We start from the raw sequence: 17,836 nt of genomic DNA, 5'->3' as shown, positions 1-17,836 counted from the left end.
CATCCTGAGACGTGAGTGTGGTGCCATGTGACCCCTCGCAATCCGTCCCGGCTCCATCTTCCATGGCCTACGAACTCGCCAAGCGCACCGCCGATGCCGAGCAGAAGCTCGCCACGCGCGACGGCCTGCCCGCCCGCGACGGCGCCCTGCTCAGCGCGCGCCTGCAGCGCCGCTACCAGGACCGCATCACCGGCAGCTTTGCCATTCCCGGCCGCGAAGGCCGCTATGCGCCCATTCCCGGGTCGGTACCGCCGGCCCTGGCCGCCGCCCTGAAGGCGCGTGGCATCGAACAGCTCTACAGCCACCAGGCCGAAGCCTGGGAGGCCAGCCAGCGCGGCGAGCACGTGGCCATCGTCACCCCCACCGCCAGCGGCAAGTCGCTGTGCTACACCCTGCCGGTGGTCAGCGCGGCAATGCAGGACAAGGCCAAGGCGCTGTACCTGTTCCCGACCAAGGCACTGGCCCAGGACCAGGTGGCCGAGCTGCTGGAACTCAACCGCGCCGGCGATCTGGGCGTAAAGGCCTTCACCTTCGATGGCGACACCCCCGGCGATGCGCGCCAGGCCATCCGCCTGCATGGCGACATCGTGGTGTCCAACCCGGACATGCTGCACCAGGCCATCCTGCCGCATCACACCAAGTGGGCGCAGTTCTTCGAGAACCTGCGCTACATCGTCATCGACGAGGTACACACCTACCGCGGCGTGTTCGGCAGCCACGTCACCAACGTGCTGCGCCGGCTCAAGCGCATCTGCGCGTTCTACGGCGTGCAACCGCAGTTCATCCTGTGCTCGGCCACCATCGGCAACCCACAGGCGCATGCCGAGGCGCTGATCGAGGCCCCGGTGACTGCCATCACTGAATCCGGTGCGCCCAGCGGGCCGAAACAGGTGCTGCTGTGGAACCCGCCGGTGATCAATCCGGACCTGGGCCTGCGCGCCTCGGCGCGCTCACAGAGCAACCGCATCGCGCGCATCGCGATCAAGTCCGGGCTGAAGACCCTGGTGTTCGCGCAGACACGTTTGATGGTGGAAGTGCTGACCAAGTACCTGAAGGACATCTTCGACCACGACCCGCGCAAACCGCCGCGCATCCGCGCCTACCGCGGTGGCTACCTGCCCACCGAGCGGCGCGAGACCGAGCGCGCGATGCGTGCCGGCAACATCGACGGCATCGTCAGCACGTCGGCGCTGGAACTGGGCGTGGATATCGGCAGCCTGGACGTGGTCATCCTCAACGGCTACCCCGGCAGCGTGGCCGCCACCTGGCAGCGCTTCGGCCGCGCCGGCCGCCGCCAGCAACCCGCACTGGGAGTGATGGTGGCCAGCTCGCAGCCGCTGGACCAGTACGTGGTTCGCCACCCGGACTTCTTCGCCGAGGCCTCGCCCGAGCACGCGCGCATCGCGCCGGACCAGCCGCTGATCCTGTTCGACCATATCCGCTGCGCGGCCTTCGAGCTGCCGTTCCGGGTCGGTGATGGCTTCGGCCCGATCGATCCGGAGGTGTTCCTGGAAGCGCTGGCAGAGACAGAAGTGATCCACCGCGAAGGCGAGCGCTGGGAATGGATCGCCGACAGCTATCCGGCCAACGCGGTCAGCCTGCGTGCGGTGGCCGACGGCAACTTCGTGGTGGTCGACCGCAGCGATGGCCGCCAGCAGATCATCGCCGAGGTCGATTATTCCGCCGCCGCGCTCACCCTGTACGAGGGCGCCATCCACATGGTGCAGTCCACGCCGTACCAGGTGGAGACGCTGGACTGGGAGGGGCGCAAGGCCTACGTCACCCGCACCCACGTGGACTACTACACCGACAGCATCGACTTCACCAAGCTCAAGGTGCTGGACCGTTTCGATGGCGGCGTGGCCGGCCGTGGCGATTCGCATCATGGCGAAGTGCACGTGGTGCGCCGCGTGGCCGGCTACAAGAAGATCCGCTATTACACCCACGAGAACATCGGCTACGGGCCAGTGAACCTGCCCGACCAGGAACTGCACACCACTGCGGTGTGGTGGCAGCTGCCGCAGGCGCTGCTGCTGCGCGCGTTCGCCAGCAAGCAGGATGCGCTGGATGGCTTCCTCGGCGCCGCCTATGCACTGCACATCGTCGCCACCGTGGCGGTGATGGCCGATGCGCGCGACCTGCAGAAGTCGGTGGGCAACGGCGATGGTTCCTGGTTCGCGATCGCCGACCAGAGCGGCCGCGGCCAGCTGCGCGGCAGCGAGGGCGATCCCGGTGGGGTGGAGCTGCTGCAGGAGTTCGTGCCCACCGTGTACCTGTACGACAACTTCCCCGGCGGCGTCGGCCTCAGCGAACCGCTGTGGCAGCGCCAGGCCGAACTGGTGCAGCGCGCGCGCGAACTGGTGCAGCGCTGCGACTGCAGGGCCGGCTGCCCGGCCTGCGTGGGCCCGGTGCTGGCCGCGCAGGAAGACGATGAGACTTCGCCGCGCGCGCTGGCGCTGCGCGTGCTCGACCTGTTCGATGCCGACGCCTGCCAGCACGTGCCCGACGTGGTGGTGACCACGCGCGACCCGATGGAGCTGCTGGCACCGTGAGCCTGAGCCTGGACAAGCTGCGCCTGCTGCGCCGGCAGGCCGGCGACCCGAAGGCGAGCACACCGGCCGCGCCGGACGTGCCCCCTGCGCCACCGGCACCCGTGGCCGCGAACGATGCGCGGCAACCACCGGCCGAACGTTCGGTGTTCGCCTGGGTCGAACAGGAGATCCGCCACAAGCCGACCGGCGCTGCGGTCTCCACACCGGCACCCGCACCGCTGCGTCGGCCGGAAGTGGGCGGTCTGCATCGCCTGCTCGGCCTGCGTTCGCGCGGTGGAGCCGCGCCGGCACGCGCCAGCGCGCAGGATCGTCAGCTGCCCGGCGAGGAAATCGCGCCGGGCCTGTTCCTGATCGAATCGCTGCAGCCGCAACCAATCCCGACCGCCCCGCTGTCATTGGCCTTCGCCAAGCGCGAGGACCAGCACGTAGCTGCGCGCGACCTGCTGTTCTTCGATACCGAGACCACCGGCCTGGCCGGTGGCACCGGCACGCGTGCCTTCATGATCGGCGCGGCCGACTGGCATGTGTGCCCGCAGCGTGGCGAAGGCCTGCGCATCCGCCAGCTGCTGATGTCGACCATGGCCGCCGAGGACGCGATGCTGGCCACCTTCGCCAGCTGGCTGCAGCCCTCCACCGTGTTCTGCAGCTACAACGGCCGCAGCTACGATGCGCCGCTGCTGAAGGCGCGCTACCGGCTGGCGCGCCAACGCGATCCGATCACCGCGCTGGACCATGTGGACCTGCTCTACCCCACCCGTCGCCGCTATCGCGGCACCTGGGAGAACTGCAGGCTGTCCACCATCGAGCGCCAGCTGCTGCGCGTAGTGCGCGAGGACGACCTGCCCGGCTCGGAAGCGCCCGGCGCATGGCTGCGCTTCCTGCGCGGCGGCGACGCGGTGAACCTGCGCCGGGTGGCCGACCACAACCATCAGGACGTGGTGACGCTGGCCCTGCTGCTGCAACGATTGGTGCACGAGGAGCAGCGCGAGCGCGAGACGCTGGCGCTGGTCGGGCAATAGGCCTTGACGCGGCCTGACGGTGGCAGCGGCGACACTGCCGCCACCATCCACGCCTGGAGCCCGACGATGCGCCTCAATCCCCTGGTCCTGCTCGCCATCCTGCCCTTGGCCGCCTGCAGTCATGCCGGCAGCAGCACCTCCCGTGATCCCGCGCCAGCGCCCGTGGCCGATGCCGCGCACGAATGCAAACCGGAGGCGCTGGACGCCTTCACCGGCAGGACCGCCGACGAAGCCACGATCAAGAAACTGGTGGCTGACAGCGGTGCGCGCAATGCACGGGTGGTCAAGCCAGGCATGGCGGTGACCATGGACTTCCGCCAGGACCGCGTGACCGTGCAGGTGGATGCGCAGAACCGCATCGAGCGCGCCAGCTGCGGTTGATGTTCCCAGGGTAGTGCCGGCGCTGGCCGGCACCCCCCATTGCCGGCCAGCGGCCGGCACTACCGATCAGAGTCGCTCGGCCTTGCCACTGGCCAGTGCGCGCGCGATCACCTGCTGCGCCTGCTGCGATGCCTGCGCATGCACGCGTGCCTGGCGCTCGCCCAACGCGGCCTGTTGGCTGCCCAGCGCCGCCTGGCGGCTGGCCAGTTCAGACTGCTGGCTGGCCAGACGCTGCATGGCGCGGGTGCGGCTGGCACGCGCGGTTTCGTTGTCCACTTCCTGCATCGCACGACGCGCCTCGGCGGCAGCCTCACGTGCGGCCTCACGTGCAACCGCCGCGTCGTTGGTCGCGCCCCGCGCCGCCTTCGCCGCTTCGGCCGCCGCTTCGCGGTTGATGTCATGCGCGGCCATCGCACTGCGCGCGGCCTCCGCTGCGGCCAGTGCCAGGCGGCGCGCCTCTTCACCCTGCAGACGCCCCATCTCACCCATCTGCTTGCCCAGGTCGCCCTGCTGGCGGCCCAGCGCACTCTGCTGGCGGCCCAGTTCGCTCTGCTGGCGACCAAGGTCCGCCGCACCGGCATAGGCGCGCTGCAGCGACTGGATCAACATCGGGTCGCGCACCACATAGCGCTTGTCGCCCTGGCGGAACCACAGCGCCGGGCCCTTGCCGAGCTGCCTGCGGGCCACCATCACGTCGTCCATGCCGCCGTTGGCGAAGGTCGAATCACCATCGACCAGCACGAAGGCCTCCCGGGGCGACTTGCCCAGATCGAGGCGACCGTAGGTCGTGATGGAGGAGGTGGTGGTCGTGCCGTCATGGTCCTCATCCATGCCAGCGGCATCGTCGACATCGGCCACATCGGCATCGTCAGGACCGGAGGGTTCTTCCATATCGGCCGGTTCTGCGGGCGGTGCGGGAGCCACCGGCTCGGCCGGAACGCGCGCGGCCGAGGCTGGTGCGGGCGGGGCTTCCGGAGCCTTCGGCGGGGGCGGCACCACGGCCTTCGGGGCGGCCGGAGGTGCGGGCGGGGCCGGCGGCACCGGCGCTGCGACCAGCCGCATCGGTGCCACGCCCACCACCACCACCACAGCGGTCAGCGCCACCGCCAGCAGACGCGGGCAGGACCGGTGCGACTGCAGCGAAAGCAGGCGACGCTTGAGGCTGGTGGTGCTCGGTGCGGCGCTGGCCACGCCCAGATGCGGCTGCGGGGCCACGCCCAGCTGCAGCAACAGGCGGCCATAGGCCTGGCGGCTGGCGCCATGCTGGCCGACCACCGCCGCATCCACGGCTTCCTCGCGGGCCTGCGCGTATTCGCGCACCGACAGGCGCAGCAGCGGGTGGAAGAAGAACAGGTGCTGGGCCAGCGCGGGCAGCAGGCCCCATTGCAGGTCACGGCGCTGCAGGTGCTGCAGTTCGTGGGTCAGTGCCAGGTCCAGCGCATCGCCCTGCAGGACGTTGTCGCCGGCCGGCAGCAGCAGCACCGGGCGGAACGGCCCGACCAGCTGCGGTGCGTCCACCTGCGTGCTCATCCACAGCCGCGGCGCACGGTGCACGCCGTGGGCATCGGAGGCCAGCTGCAGGGCCTGCACCAGCGCTTCGTCCTCGCAGGGATACGCCGCAGCCAGCAGTGCGCGGCAGCGGCGCCACTCACCGAAGGTGCGCAGCGCCATCACCAGCACGCCGGACAGCCACAGCGCGGACAGTGCGACCGCCCACCATGCAACTGCCGGTACTTCGGCCGTGGGCAGCGGCATCGCGGCCAGCAACTGCGCAGAGGCCTCCGGGGCCAGCGGGTAGACGATGTCAGCGGCCACGTCGGTCGCGGTCATCGCCACCGCCTGCGGCGCCGGCAGCCAGGCCAACTGCAACGGCTGGCTCCAGAACAGGCCGAGCACAGCCTGCAGCGAGACCAGCCACCACAGGCGGCAGCGGGTCGCCGCCGACAGCGACGGCAGCGCGCGGCACAGGCCGTACACCAGCGCCACCAGCAGCACGGTCTGCAGGCTGGTCCAGCCCAACCGTTCCAGCATCGGAATCAGCATCGTGGTGTCCATGGCTCAGCCCTCGTGGCGACGCGATTGGAGTTGGGCGACCAGCGCTTCCAGCTCGGCCAGCTCGTTGTCGCTGACCTGCTGGCGCTGCGACAGGTAGGCCACGAACGGCGACACCGAGCCCTGCAGGGTGTTGTCGACGAACTGGGCCACGGCACCCTGCAGCACGCTCTGCGGGCCACGGGTGGCCTGGTAGCGGTAGACGCCGTCCTGCTGCCGGCGCTGAAGATACCCCTTCGCCCGCAGCCGCTCCATCATCGTCAGCACGGTGGAACGGGCCAGGCCGCGGGCCTCGCCGTAGCCACTGGCGACCTCGCCGACGCTGGCCGGCGCATGTTCATCGATGTACTGCAGCAGGGCCAGTTCCTGGTCCCCGATGGTCTTGCCACGCATGACACCACTCCCTTGACTACACGTGTCGTCACTGTCAGCTTGACGACAGCTGTAGTCAATCCCCCGGAAGTCATGGGCCGACGAACGGTAGGCACCACCGAGTGCTTAAACCTTTGATCCGCCCGCTGCATCCGATCCGCAACGCCCCGCTGGAATTCCGCATGTCTCGCCCAATGCTCCGAGTCCTGCTCATGCTCATCAGTGCACTGCCCTTCGCCGCTGTCTCTGCCAGCCAGGACCAGGCCAACGACCAGACCCGCCGCCTGATCCGCCAGATCATGCTGGAGCAGCGCATCCCGGGATTGCAGATCGCGGTGGTCAAGGACGGGCAGACCGTGTTGTCCGAGGCCTACGGGCTGGCCAACGTGGAGAACGGTGTGCTTGCCTCGCGCGACACCCGTTTCCCGCTCAATTCGGCCACCAAGGCGTTCACCGGCGTGGCCGCCGCGCAACTGGCCCAGCAGGGGCAGCTGGATCTGGACGCGCCGGCCTCGCGCTACCTGGATGACCTTCCGCCAGCGTGGAGCGACGTACGCATACACCAGCTGCTGGCGCATACCTCCGGCCTTCCCGACATCCTTGATGCGAAGGGACTGCTGGGCGGTGGCTCAGAAGCGCAGGCGTGGGCGGCCGTCACTGCGCAGCCGCTCGAAGCCGAACCCGGGCAGCGCTTCGCCTACAACCAGACCAACTACGTACTGCTGGCACGAATCATCGCGAAGCAATCCGGCATGCCCTACGAACGTTTCCTCGCCACCGGCCAGTTCAGCAGCGCGCGCATGGCCCGCACCACCTTCGGCGACAGCTACGACCTGATTCCGGATGCGGCGACGATGTACAGCCTGGCCCCGCGTGCCACCGACGCTGCGGATGCACCGTCCCGCCTGTCGCACTGGTTCTACGACATACCGCCTTCGCTGTGGGCCGGTGGCGGCATCCTCACCACCGCCGACGACACCGCGCGCTGGCTGGTCGCGCTGACCGAAGGCCGCCTGCTGCCGGAGACCGCCCTGCGGCGGATGTGGAGCGCAGAGCGCCTGGCGGATGGCCGTGCCGGCCCGTGGGCGGGGGGCTGGCCGGTACTGCGCGCATCGCCCGACCTTCAGGTGGCCGGTATCGGCGGTGCGCGCTCGGCGTTCGTGGTCTATCCCGAGCGCGGCGTGGCGGTGGTGGTGCTGACCAATCTTGTCGGTGCCAATCCGCAGCAGTTCATTCCACGCATTGCCGATTTCTATGCGCGCGATGCCTCAACGCCCAGTCACGAACGGGTCGCCCCTGCACGGCAGTAACGGGCTGTCATCGCAGGGCCATAGCCCGGCCGGCACGGTCCTGGCCACTTCGAAGTGATCCTGGTTCCAGCGCAGGAAACCGCCGTGGATGGCATTGCCATGGTCGAAGCTGCGCGCATCGTCGGCCAATGGCTGCTCGGGGTCGGCTTCGGCCACCCAGCGCACCACCGGCACCTTGTCCAGCTGCCCGATGAAGGCGAACAGATCGCCCGCGCCCCTGTCCTGGTAAGCCGTCATCGTCGCCGTATCAGGCAGCTCGGCCTGCGCCAGCAACGACGCGGTGACATCCTGCAGCGGTGCGGCTCCCTGTGCGATGTAGGCGCGCATGCCCGTGGTGGTTGCTGGGCAGTCCTGCAGCTGCACGAGATACCCGGTGGTACCGCCATTGCTGGAGAACGAGCGCATCCAGTAGCGGAAACGCGGTCCGCTGCGATCGGTGACCATGAAATCCTGCTGGCCACCCTGCGCGGGAATGGAAAGCACCTGTGCATTGCCGGCACTCTCCACGTTGCACTTCAACTGCGCCAGCACCCGCCTGGCCGGTTCGGGCAGCGCAGCGTAGCGGCCGCCGGAATGGGCGCTGCCGGAAGCTTCCGGCAATGCAGGCAATCCGCGTTCAGTGGGTCCTGCCTGCGCAGGCAAGGTCTCCGGTTTCGCCTCAGGCTTCGCAGCAGGTGCGACCGGCACGGTGTGCTCCCCGGCGGGTGCGCATGCGCTGCACGCCAGCAGCAACACCCACGGCAAACCGGACATCAAGGGTAGACGGACCATCCTTCAACGTCCTCCCATCGCGGGTGCTTCGTGCTGCTGTGCCGGCGCGGGCACGGGTGCACCCTGTTCGCGCGCTTGCTGCTGCAGCTGGCGCAGGCTGGTTTCCACCGCAGTCTCGCGCACCTCGGCTGCGTTGACGCCTGCGCGCACGGCCGCCGGATCGCCCGGATTGCCCTGCACCAGGAACAGTGTCTCACCCGCAGCGCGGCCGCCACTGGGATTGCTGGCCACGATCTGGTCGACCCGGGTGATGCCTGCGGCCTTCGCTTCGCGCAGCAAGACCAGACTGTAGTCATCGGCATGCTCGGCGTAGCGCCCGCCCAAGGCCTGCAGGTGCGTGCTGATCTGCTGCTGCAGGGCATGGTCGCGATGCTGCGGCTGCCGGGGATCGTCATTGGCCGCGAGCGGCGTGTCCTGTCCCAGCCCGCGCGCCTGGCCCGGCGCAACCGAGGTCAGCACATACTGCCAGCGGTTCTGCCCGGGGGTGCCGCGTACCGTCGCCACGAAGTCGTCGTACTCACCGCCGCCGATGGTCTGGCAGCCCGCCGAATCGGTATTGGACCGGCTGCCACGATGGATCTTGAAGGTGTCGTTGAGGTGCTGCACGCCCTGGGTATCGCGCGCATCGAACCAGCCATCGCCATTGCTGTCGCGCTCCACCCGTCCAGCGCCGGCGGTGATCGCCGCCTGCGAAGGGCGCAACGCGAACTCATCGGGATGGCCGTTGCGCGGATGCGTGGTCGCGCGCATCTCGGTGGTGCCTTCGCCCAACCGTCCAAGATCCTTGACCCGGTCGCCGTTGACGTCCTCGCCCTCGGTCTTGGTACGCGGCGCCACGTTGCCGAAGCCAGGGCTGCGTGGCGTGGTCTTGGCGTGTCCGTCGTACTGGGCGGTCGGTTCTGTCGTGGCCTGGTTGAACTCGCGCACATGACCGTGGCCCTGCGCATCCTTCCACAGCACCACGATGCGGTCGTCGTAGACACCACGTCCTCGCGCCTCGGTGGTGCGGTTCTCGTCGCGCAGCCCCAGCACCACGCGATCCTGCGTGGCCATCGCATCGTTCGCTGCGGCGTTGCCGCGCTGGGCCACGATACTGCCATACACGTCGTACTGCTGGGCCTGGCTCAGGCACGCAGTCTCCGCGGCGTCGGGCATGCGCGGTGGGCGCGTCGCGTCGCTCAGGCGATCCAGCATCGGCTTGACCATGGCCGCGTCGGTGGCGGATACGCCACCGCTCCGTCGCAGCGCCTCAAGCTCGGTGGCGCCCCGCGCCGCGATGTAGCGATCCAGCGATTCCTGCACCACCGCACGCTGGCCGTTGTGCAGGGCCTCCAGGCGGGCGGCCGCGCCACGGGCACCGTTCTGCCGCAACAGGGCGACGACTTCATCGGCCGCTGCGCTGATATCCATCTCCGGCATGATCTTTCCCTGAACGTGATCGGTATGGGAGTCCAGCCTACCCCACCGCACTGGCGCAGCCGTTGACACACGCCACACACCTGCGCGAAGCCCCGTTCAGCAGGCGCCACGCCGTAGTGCTGTTCACCCTCGTGGCCCGCCCATCACCGGCAGGATCACCCCGCTGATGTAACTGGCACAGGCCGTCGAGGCCAGGAACACGTAGGCCGGCGACAGTTCCTCGGGCTGTGCAGGCCGGCCCATGTCGCTGTCCTTGCCAAATTCCGCCACGTCCTGCGCCGGCTTGTCGGCCGGGTTGAGCGGCGTCCATACCGGCCCCGGCGCCACGCAGTTGACCCGGATGCCGCGCGGCAGCAGCTGGCTGGCCAGCGATTTGGTGAACGCGTGGATCGCGCCCTTGGTCGCCGAGTAATCGATCAGCGCCTTGCTGCCGAAGATTCCCGTTTCCGAACCGGTGTTGATGATGCTGGCGCCCTCGCCCAGATGCGGCAGCACCGCGCGCGCCATCTGGATGTACCCGCCGATGTTGGTCTGCAGGGTCTCCTGCAGGTGCGCGTCTTCCAGGTCTTCCAGCCGCTCGCAGTGCAGCTGGAACGCGGCGTTGTTGACCAGGATATCGATGCCGCCGAACGCCTTGGCCACCTGCTTCACCGCTTTGTTGCAGAAGCGCGGATCGCGCACGTCACCGGCGATCACCACGCAGCGACCACCTTCGCGCTCCACGTGCTGGCGGGTGATGTCCGCGTCCTCGGCCTCGTCCAGGTGCAGCACGGCCACGTCGGCACCTTCGCGTGCGAACAGCACCGCCACCGCGCGGCCGATGCCGGAATCGCCACCGGTGACGATCGCACGCATGCCCTGCAGTTTGCCGCTGCCGGTGTAGTCGGGTGCAAGGAAACGCGGCGCCAGCTCCAGTTCGTGTTCGTGCCCGGGCTTGGCCAGCTGCTGCGCCGGCATCGCTTCCGGCTGGCGTCGTGCTCCGGCCTGGGTCGCGGTCTTCTTTGTTGCCTTCTTGGTTGCCTTCTTGGCCGCGCGGGCGTCCTTGGCCTTCTCCTGGTCCTGCAGGCGCCGCTGCCGTGCCGCAACGCGGGCGGCGCGGGGATCGCTGGCGGCGGCCTTGCGGGTTGCAGTCTTCACCACGCGCGGGCGATCGGGGTCGGCGATGGTCCTGGTTGCAGTGCTGCCTTTGCGCACCTTGGGTGAGGCTTTGCGGCGGGCGGGGGTTTTCCTGGTGGTGGCCATGCAGGTCTCCTCGGGGGGGAATGGGATTGCCGGCCAGTGGCCGGCACTACCGGGCGCATGCGCCGCAGTACCGGGGGGCGGCATCCGCCGCTCCTGCAGTGTCTCCACCCCTGCTGTTGGCGGCAGTGAGCGCGCCGTGTCCATGATGTGCACGGCATTCATTCCGCCACCACGTGCGCCGTCGCACCCTGCACGCAATCACACAAGGAACGCCTCCATGAAACACGCCATCGCCACCGCCGCCGTCTGCTTTGCCCTCGCCGCCTGCAGCAGCACACCGGTCGCCCAGGTACAGCCGATCGACGGTGTGATTTCCGGCCAGTGCCACAGCGACAGGGTGCGCGGCGCACTTGGCCTGGCCGCGTCGGATGCCACCGTCGCACGCGCACGGGTGGACAGCGACAGCCTGCACGTACGGGTACTGCGCCACGACGGCCCGCGGGTGCCGCCGGCCAGCGAAGGCGGCGACCGCCTGACCATCGAAAAGGGCCGCACCAACAACATCACCGCGATCTACTGCGGCTGAGCCGGCGCGCCCTGCGCAGCACGCGCAGGGTCGCCTGTTCCCACTGGCGCGGCCCACGCAGGCCGGCCAGCGTGGCCAGTTCGCCGCGCTCCCAGCCGGCGAACACGCAGGGGTCGATATAGGCCTTGCGGCACACCGCCGGGGTATTGCCCAACAGCGACGCCACTTCGCACACCACCGCGCGCTGCGCCTGCGCCAGCGCGCGCTGGCTGGCCGGTTCCGGCAGTTCGGTGGCGGCAAACGCCTGCACCGCCGCAACCGTCCCGCCCCAGGTGCGGAAATCCTTGGCAGTGAAGTCCTCGCCCATCACCTCGCGCAGGTAGTCGTTCACCGCGCCGGAGTCGACCGGCTGCAGCGCACCGTCGTCATCGCGGTACTGGAACAGCGCCTGCCCCGGCAGCTGCTGCAGGCGCCGCACCAGCAGCCCCAGCCTGCGGTCGCCCACGGTGACCTCCTGCAGCTGCCCGGACTTGCCACGGAAGCGCATGCGCACGCGGCCACCGCGCAGCAGCTCCAGATGCCGGTTTCGCAGTGTGGTCAGTCCAAACGAACGGTTCTGCTGCGCATAGGTCTCATTGCCGACCCGCACCAGCGTGTCCGCCAACAGCGCGACCACCATGGCCAGCACCTTCTCCTTCGGGAAACCGGGGCGCTTGAGATCCCGCGACAGCCGCCGCCGCAGCGTAGGCAACGCCTCGCCAAAGGCGATGATGCGGTCGAACTTGCCGGCATCGCGCTCCCTGGCCCAATCGGGGTGGTAACGGTACTGCTTGCGACCGCGCGCATCACGACCGGTGGCCTGCAGGTGGCCGTTGGCATGGGCGCAGATCCACACCGCGGTGTAGGCCGGTGGGATCGCCAGTGCGCAGATGCGTTGCAGGGTGGTGGCGTCGCGTATCGCGTGGCCATCAGCATCGCGGTAGCTGAAGCCCTTGCCGGCGCGGCGCCGGCTGATGCCCGGCTGGGTGTCGTCGACATAGCGCAGGCCGGCCGCGCGCGCTGCCTGTCGTTCGGGGGTGGAGGGAGTTGGCATGTCTCCAGTGTCGCCGTCGCCATGCCGCGACCCTGTCGATAACACAAGACAAACACGTGAGGGCCGGTTCGCCGCTATGCTCGGGTCTTCACAACCCCTTCCGGAGTCATGATGTCGTTCCCGATTCGCGCCCGTTCGCTCTCCGCCCTGTTGCTGCCGGCCGTGCTGGCCCTGACCGCCTGCCAGGCACCGGCGCTGGATGAACAGGATTCGGCCACCGCCCACGCCCATCAGGCCGCCGAAGCAGCCAAGGCGTCGGCCGACGACGCCGGCAAGGCCACCGAGGCTCCGCCGGTCGGCACCTGCGATGCCAGCCAGGTACAGAGCCTGGTCGGCCAGGCCTACACCGATGCCCTCGGCAAGCAGGCACAGGAAGATGCAGGTGCCAGCCAGGTGCGCGTGCTCAAGCCCAACGATGTGGCCACGATGGAGTTCCTCGGCGACCGCCTGAACATCGAAGTGGACGACAAGGGCGCCGTCAGCGGCGTGCGTTGCGGCTGAGTCCCGCCCCGCGCCGGCACTGGGTTGCCGGCGCGTTCCGTTGCACCTGCAACCGTGTATTGCGGCGTTGCAGCAACCTGTGATCTAGTCGGGGCATCCGGTGGCCTCACGATGCGCTCCAGGGAATGAGCGGGGACGAGTGTCGCCGCCAACCCTATACGCATCGAGGTAGAGATGGCCCCCCGCAACCGCCAAGGGCTTTACGACCCGCGCTCCGAGCGCGATGCCTGTGGATTTGGCATGGTCGCCCAGCTCGACGATCAACCATCGCGCCTGTTGGTTGATACCGCCATCGCCGCGCTTTCGCGCATGACCCACCGTGGCGGTGTCGCCGCCGATGGCCTGACCGGTGATGGCTGCGGCCTGCTGCTGCGCCGCCCCGATGCGTTCCTGAAACTGCTGGCGAGTGAGGTCGGCATTGCCGTCGCCGCACGCTTCGCCGCCGGCCTGGTGTTCCTGCCGCACGACGCCAATGCGGCGCAGGCCTGCCGCGCGCAGCTGCAGGCGCAGGTGGAAGCGGTGGGCTGCAAGGTCGCTGGCTGGCGCGAGGTACCGACCGACGACAGCGTCTGCGGCCAACTGGCGCGCGACACGCTGCCGCGCATCGAGCAGGTGTTCGTCGATGCCGGGGTTGGCCAGGATGATGCCGGATTCGCACTGGCGCTGTTCCTGGCCCGTCGCCGCAGCGAACAGCAGCTGCGCGAACACGCCGACTTCTACGTCGCCACCCTCACCCCGGATGCGATCAGCTACAAGGGCATGGTGCTGCCGGACAAGCTCAGCTGCTTCTTCCCGGACCTGCAGCGCCGCGAGCTGGCCTCCAGCGCGATCGTGTTCCACCAGCGCTTCTCGACCAACACGCTGCCGCGCTGGCCGCTCGCCCACCCGTTCCGCATGCTCGCCCACAACGGCGAGATCAACACCATCGAAGGCAATCGTCGCTGGGCGCAAGCGCGCAGCAAGGTGTGGAAGACGCCGCGCTTCGATATTGGTGAATTCGACCCGGTCATCTCCATGCACGGTTCGGATTCGCAGAGCCTGGACAACATGCTGGAGCTGATGGTCGCCGGTGGCATGGAGCTGATCCAGGCGCTGCGCATCCTGGTGCCGCCGGCCACCCAGTCGCTGGAGTTCAAGGACCCGGACCTGGCCGCGTTCTACGAGTTCCACGGCCTGAACAGCGAGCCGTGGGATGGCCCGGCCGGCATCGTTGCCTGCGACAGCCGCTACGCCGTCTGCACCCTCGACCGCAACGGCCTGCGCCCGGCGCGCTGGATGCTGACCGCCGACCGCCACTTCCTGGTCGCCTCCGAGGCCGGCGTCTGGGAAGTGCCAACCGAGCGCGTGGTGCGCAAGGGCAAGCTCGGCCCCGGCGAGATGATCGCCATCGACCTCAAGCGCGGCGACCTGCTCGACTCCGACGCGGTGGACCGCATCAACCGTGGCCGCGCGCCGTACAAGCAGTGGCTGCAGCAGGGCGTGACCTACCTGCAGACCGAACTGATCGACCCGTCGCTGGTGGAAGAGCCGTTCGACGAAGCCACCCTGCGCAGCTACCACAAGCTCTACCAGCTCAGCAGCGAGGAAGTGGAGCAGGTGCTGCGTCCGCTGGCCGAGACCGAGCAGGAAGCCACTGGCTCGATGGGCGATGACACGCCGATGGCGGTGCTGAGCCAGCGCAGCCGCCCGCTGTACGACTATTTCCGCCAGGCCTTCGCGCAGGTCACCAACCCGCCGATCGATCCGCTGCGCGAAGACTGCGCGATGTCCCTGTCCACCCAGCTCGGCAAGGAGACCAACATCTTCCATGCTGGCCCGGAGACGGTGAACCACGTCATCCTCAATTCGCCGGTGCTGAGCCAGCGCAAGCTGCGCCAGCTGCTGAAGATGGAGCAGTACGTGCAGGCCAACCGCCTGCTCGATCTGTCCTACAGCGAAGACGAGGGCCTGCGCGCCGGCATCGAGCGCATCTGTGCCGAGGCCGAACAGGCCGCGCGCGATGGCATGGTGATGCTGCTGCTGTCCGACCGCTACCCGGTGGCCGGACGCCCGATGGTGCATGCCCTGCTCGCCACCAGCGCCATCCACCACCACCTGTCGCGGCTGGGCCTGCGCTGCGACGTGAATCTCATCGTCGAGACCGGCACTGCGCGCGACCCGCACCACATGGCCTGCCTGCTCGGCTTCGGTGCCACCGCGGTATACCCGTACCTGGCCTACCAGACCCTGTTCGACCTGGGCCGCCGTGGCATCCTCAAGCTGAGCAAGGGCGGTGAGCAGTCGCAGATCGGCCGCCGCTACCGCAAGGGTGTCTACAAGGGCCTGTCGAAGATCATCTCGAAGATGGGCATCTGTACCGTGGCCAGCTACCGCGGCGCGCAGCTGTTCGAGATCATCGGCCTGGAACCGGAAGTGGTGGACCTGTGCTTCCCGGATACCGCCTCGCGCATCGGTGGCGCTGGCTTCGCGCGCCTGGATGCCGACGCACGCGAGCTGTGCGCACAGGCCTGGGACGCGCAGCAGGACGTGGACGTGGGCGGCCTGCTGAAGTACGTGCACGGCGGCGAGTACCACATGTACAACCCGGACGTGGTCACCACCCTGCAGCGCGCGGCCCGCAGCGGTGACCCGCGTGCCTGGCAGCAGTACTGCGATGCCGTGCATGCACGTCCACCGTCGGCGCTGCGCGACCTGCTGGAACTGGTGCCGGCGGCCACGCCGGTAGCGCTGGACGAGGTGGCTCCGGCCAGTACCCTGTTCCCGCGCTTCGATACCGCGGCGATCAGCCTGGGCGCCTTGTCACCTGAAGCGCACGAGGCACTGGCGATTGCCATGAACCGCCTCGGCGGCCGCAGCAATTCCGGCGAAGGCGGTGAGGATCCCGCCCGCTATGGCACCGCAAAGCGCAGCAAGATCAAGCAGGTGGCCTCGGGCCGCTTCGGCGTCACCGCCGAATACCTGGTCAACGCCGAAGTGCTGCAGATCAAGGTCGCGCAGGGCGCCAAGCCCGGCGAGGGCGGCCAGCTGCCGGGCCACAAGGTGAACGAACTGATCGCGCGCCTGCGCTATGCCCGGCCCGGGATCGGCCTGATCTCGCCGCCGCCGCACCACGACATCTATTCGATCGAAGACCTGGCGCAGCTGATCTACGACCTCAAGCAGGTCAACCCGACCGCGCTGGTGTCGGTGAAGCTTGTCAGCCATGCCGGCGTGGGTACGATCGCCGCCGGCGTGGTCAAGGCCGGTGCCGACCTGATCACCATCTCCGGCCATGACGGTGGCACCGGAGCCTCGCCGGTCAGCTCGATCCGCTATGCCGGCGTACCGTGGGAGCTGGGCGTGGCCGAAGCGCACCAGGCGCTACTGGCGAACGACCTGCGCGGGCGCACCCTGCTGCAGACCGATGGTGGCCTGAAGACCGGACTGGACGTGGTCAAGGCCGCGCTGCTGGGCGCGGACAGCTTCGGCTTCGGCACCGCGCCGATGATCGTGCTGGGCTGCAAGTACCTGCGTATCTGCCACCTCAACAACTGCGCCACCGGCGTGGCCACCCAGGACGAGCGCCTGCGCGAGAACCACTTCACCGGCCAGCCCGAACGCGTGGAGAACTTCTTCCGCCTGCTGGCCGAGGAAGTGCGCGGCTGGCTGGCGTACCTGGGTGCACGTTCGCTGGAAGAGATCGTCGGCCGTACCGACCTGCTGCGGCAGATCGAGGCCGCGCCGCGTGACGGCGTGCGCGTGGACCTGTCGCGCCTGCTGGCCGATGCCCGTTACGAGGGCAGCCACTGCGCCGCGCAGCGCCTGTACGAATCGCCGGACAGCCTGGCCACGCAGATGGACGGCCTGCTGGCGCCGGCCATCGAGCACAAGCGTGGTGGCGAGCATCGCTTCCTGATCCACAACACCGACCGCAGCATCGGCACCCGACTGGCCGGTGCGGTGGCGCGCGCGCACGGCAACCAGGGCATGGCCGAGGCGCCGCTGGAACTGCGCTTCCGTGGCAGCGCCGGGCAGAGCTTCGGCGCGTTCAACGTGGGCGGCCTGCATCTGGAAGTGGAAGGCGAAGCCAACGACTACGTCGGCAAGGGCATGGCCGGCGGCCGTCTGGTGGTGCGCCCGCCGCGTGGCGCGCGCTTCGAAGCGCGCAGCACCGCGATCATCGGCAACACCTGCCTGTACGGCGCCACCGGTGGCGAGCTGTTCGCCGCTGGCCGCGCCGGCGAGCGTTTCGCGGTACGCAATTCCGGCGCGCTGGCGGTGGTGGAAGGTGCCGGTGACCACTGCTGCGAGTACATGACCGATGGCGTGGTGCTGGTACTGGGCAAGGTCGGCCTGAACTTCGGTGCCGGCTTCACCGGTGGCCTGGCCTACGTGCTGGACGTCGACCGCGATTTCGTCGACCGCTACAACCACGAGCTGATCGACATCCATCGCGTCTCCGCCGAGGGCTTCGAGAACTACCGCCAGCACCTGCACCGCCTGATCGGCCGCCACCGCGAGCTGACCGGCAGCATCTGGGCGCAGCAGATCCTGGACGAGTTCCGCGATTACATCGGCAAGTTCTGGCTGGTCAAACCGAAGGCCGCCAGCATCGAGTCGCTGACCGAAACCCTGCGACGCGCCGCGTAACGGTAGTGCCGGCCGCTGGCCGGCAACCC

The 17,836-nt window shown here is 68.9% G+C and carries 13 protein-coding genes; 7 read left to right on the top strand and 6 right to left on the bottom strand.

The annotated features are described in order from the left end of the window. The first annotated feature begins 62 nt into the window (after window positions 1-62). From CKW06_RS00440 to CKW06_RS00430, 3 genes are all read left to right on the top strand, one after another. Window positions 63-2,552, top strand: a complete 2,490-nt coding sequence (locus tag CKW06_RS00440; RefSeq protein ID WP_005407520.1) for a DEAD/DEAH box helicase — start codon at window positions 63-65, stop codon at window positions 2,550-2,552. Then, on the top strand, window positions 2,549-3,571 hold the full coding sequence (locus tag CKW06_RS00435; protein ID WP_024956324.1) for a ribonuclease H-like domain-containing protein: 1,023 nt from the start codon (window positions 2,549-2,551) through the stop codon (window positions 3,569-3,571). Before CKW06_RS00440 ends, CKW06_RS00435 begins: the two co-directional genes overlap by 4 nt. 66 nt (window positions 3,572-3,637) lie before the next feature. Continuing rightward, the gene (locus CKW06_RS00430; RefSeq protein WP_005407518.1) at window positions 3,638-3,952 is read left to right on the top strand and encodes an I78 family peptidase inhibitor; all 315 of its coding nucleotides are present in this window, start codon (window positions 3,638-3,640) and stop codon (window positions 3,950-3,952) included. A 66-nt stretch (window positions 3,953-4,018) separates the two neighbouring features. Here CKW06_RS00430 and CKW06_RS00425 read toward each other — a convergent pair whose 3' ends face one another. After that, complete coding sequence (locus tag CKW06_RS00425; protein ID WP_038646254.1) at window positions 4,019-6,007, bottom strand: M56 family metallopeptidase; 1,989 nt, start codon at window positions 6,005-6,007, stop codon at window positions 4,019-4,021. A 3-nt stretch (window positions 6,008-6,010) separates the two neighbouring features. Then, window positions 6,011-6,397, bottom strand: a complete 387-nt coding sequence (locus CKW06_RS00420; RefSeq protein ID WP_019661969.1) for a BlaI/MecI/CopY family transcriptional regulator — start codon at window positions 6,395-6,397, stop codon at window positions 6,011-6,013. Window positions 6,398-6,588: 191 nt separating this feature from the next. Here CKW06_RS00420 and CKW06_RS00415 point away from each other — a divergent pair, with 191 nt between their 5' ends. Continuing rightward, window positions 6,589-7,686 (top strand): serine hydrolase domain-containing protein, encoded by a 1,098-nt coding sequence (locus CKW06_RS00415; RefSeq protein WP_032964750.1) that lies wholly within the window; start codon window positions 6,589-6,591, stop codon window positions 7,684-7,686. On the opposite strand, the gene CKW06_RS00410 is transcribed toward CKW06_RS00415, so the two are convergent. The 3 genes from CKW06_RS00410 to CKW06_RS00400 all read right to left on the bottom strand — a co-directional run bounded on the left by CKW06_RS00410 (window position 7,645) and on the right by CKW06_RS00400 (window position 11,118). After that, window positions 7,645-8,286, bottom strand: a complete 642-nt coding sequence (locus tag CKW06_RS00410; RefSeq protein ID WP_024958664.1) for a hypothetical protein — start codon at window positions 8,284-8,286, stop codon at window positions 7,645-7,647. The two genes, CKW06_RS00415 and CKW06_RS00410, sit on opposite strands and share 42 nt — an antisense overlap. A gap of 174 nt (window positions 8,287-8,460) precedes the next feature. After that, window positions 8,461-9,876 carry an XVIPCD domain-containing protein gene (locus CKW06_RS00405; protein WP_024958663.1) on the bottom strand — a complete coding sequence of 472 codons (1,416 nt, stop codon included), beginning with the start codon at window positions 9,874-9,876 and terminating at the stop codon, window positions 8,461-8,463. Between the two features lie 123 nt (window positions 9,877-9,999). Next, the gene (locus CKW06_RS00400; protein WP_024958662.1) at window positions 10,000-11,118 is read right to left on the bottom strand and encodes an SDR family oxidoreductase; all 1,119 of its coding nucleotides are present in this window, start codon (window positions 11,116-11,118) and stop codon (window positions 10,000-10,002) included. Between the two features lie 217 nt (window positions 11,119-11,335). Between CKW06_RS00400 and CKW06_RS00395 the strand changes: the two genes are divergently transcribed. Further along, a complete protein-coding gene (locus CKW06_RS00395; protein WP_005407511.1) occupies window positions 11,336-11,644 on the top strand; it encodes a putative periplasmic lipoprotein in 309 nt (102 codons plus the stop codon). Here CKW06_RS00395 and CKW06_RS00390 read toward each other — a convergent pair. Beyond that, window positions 11,622-12,677, bottom strand: a complete 1,056-nt coding sequence (locus CKW06_RS00390; RefSeq protein WP_024958661.1) for a DNA topoisomerase IB — start codon at window positions 12,675-12,677, stop codon at window positions 11,622-11,624. The genes CKW06_RS00395 and CKW06_RS00390 overlap by 23 nt on opposite strands. Window positions 12,678-12,788: 111 nt before the next feature. Between CKW06_RS00390 and CKW06_RS00385 the strand changes: the two genes are divergently transcribed. Then, window positions 12,789-13,178, top strand: coding sequence for an I78 family peptidase inhibitor (locus CKW06_RS00385; RefSeq protein WP_024958660.1), 390 nt, complete (start codon window positions 12,789-12,791; stop codon window positions 13,176-13,178). A gap of 174 nt (window positions 13,179-13,352) precedes the next feature. Beyond that, window positions 13,353-17,807 (top strand): glutamate synthase large subunit, encoded by a 4,455-nt coding sequence (gltB, locus tag CKW06_RS00380; RefSeq protein WP_024958659.1) that lies wholly within the window; start codon window positions 13,353-13,355, stop codon window positions 17,805-17,807. The last annotated feature ends 29 nt before the right edge of the window (window positions 17,808-17,836 follow it).

This window comes from Stenotrophomonas maltophilia (assembly GCF_900186865.1).
GTDB classification, from domain to species: domain Bacteria; phylum Pseudomonadota; class Gammaproteobacteria; order Xanthomonadales; family Xanthomonadaceae; genus Stenotrophomonas; species Stenotrophomonas maltophilia.
The sequence above is the reverse complement of the archived record's forward strand: the minus strand, read 5'-3'. Positions and strand labels throughout refer to the sequence as shown.

Bases quoted from the DNA above. Each gene is read 5' to 3' on its own strand.
- CKW06_RS00440 (WP_005407520.1), top strand. From the start codon at position 63: ATGGCCTACGAACTCGCCAAGCGCACCGCCGATGCCGAGCAGAAGCTC.
- CKW06_RS00430 (WP_005407518.1), top strand. From the start codon at position 3,638: ATGCGCCTCAATCCCCTGGTCCTGCTCGCCATCCTGCCCTTGGCCGCC.
- CKW06_RS00425 (WP_038646254.1), bottom strand. From the start codon at position 6,007: ATGGACACCACGATGCTGATTCCGATGCTGGAACGGTTGGGCTGGACC.
- CKW06_RS00420 (WP_019661969.1), bottom strand. From the start codon at position 6,397: ATGCGTGGCAAGACCATCGGGGACCAGGAACTGGCCCTGCTGCAGTAC.
- CKW06_RS00415 (WP_032964750.1), top strand. From the start codon at position 6,589: ATGCTCATCAGTGCACTGCCCTTCGCCGCTGTCTCTGCCAGCCAGGAC.
- CKW06_RS00405 (WP_024958663.1), bottom strand. From the start codon at position 9,876: ATGCCGGAGATGGATATCAGCGCAGCGGCCGATGAAGTCGTCGCCCTG.
- CKW06_RS00400 (WP_024958662.1), bottom strand. From the start codon at position 11,118: ATGGCCACCACCAGGAAAACCCCCGCCCGCCGCAAAGCCTCACCCAAG.
- CKW06_RS00395 (WP_005407511.1), top strand. From the start codon at position 11,336: ATGAAACACGCCATCGCCACCGCCGCCGTCTGCTTTGCCCTCGCCGCC.
- CKW06_RS00390 (WP_024958661.1), bottom strand. From the start codon at position 12,677: ATGCCAACTCCCTCCACCCCCGAACGACAGGCAGCGCGCGCGGCCGGC.
- CKW06_RS00385 (WP_024958660.1), top strand. From the start codon at position 12,789: ATGTCGTTCCCGATTCGCGCCCGTTCGCTCTCCGCCCTGTTGCTGCCG.
- gltB (WP_024958659.1), top strand. From the start codon at position 13,353: ATGGCCCCCCGCAACCGCCAAGGGCTTTACGACCCGCGCTCCGAGCGC.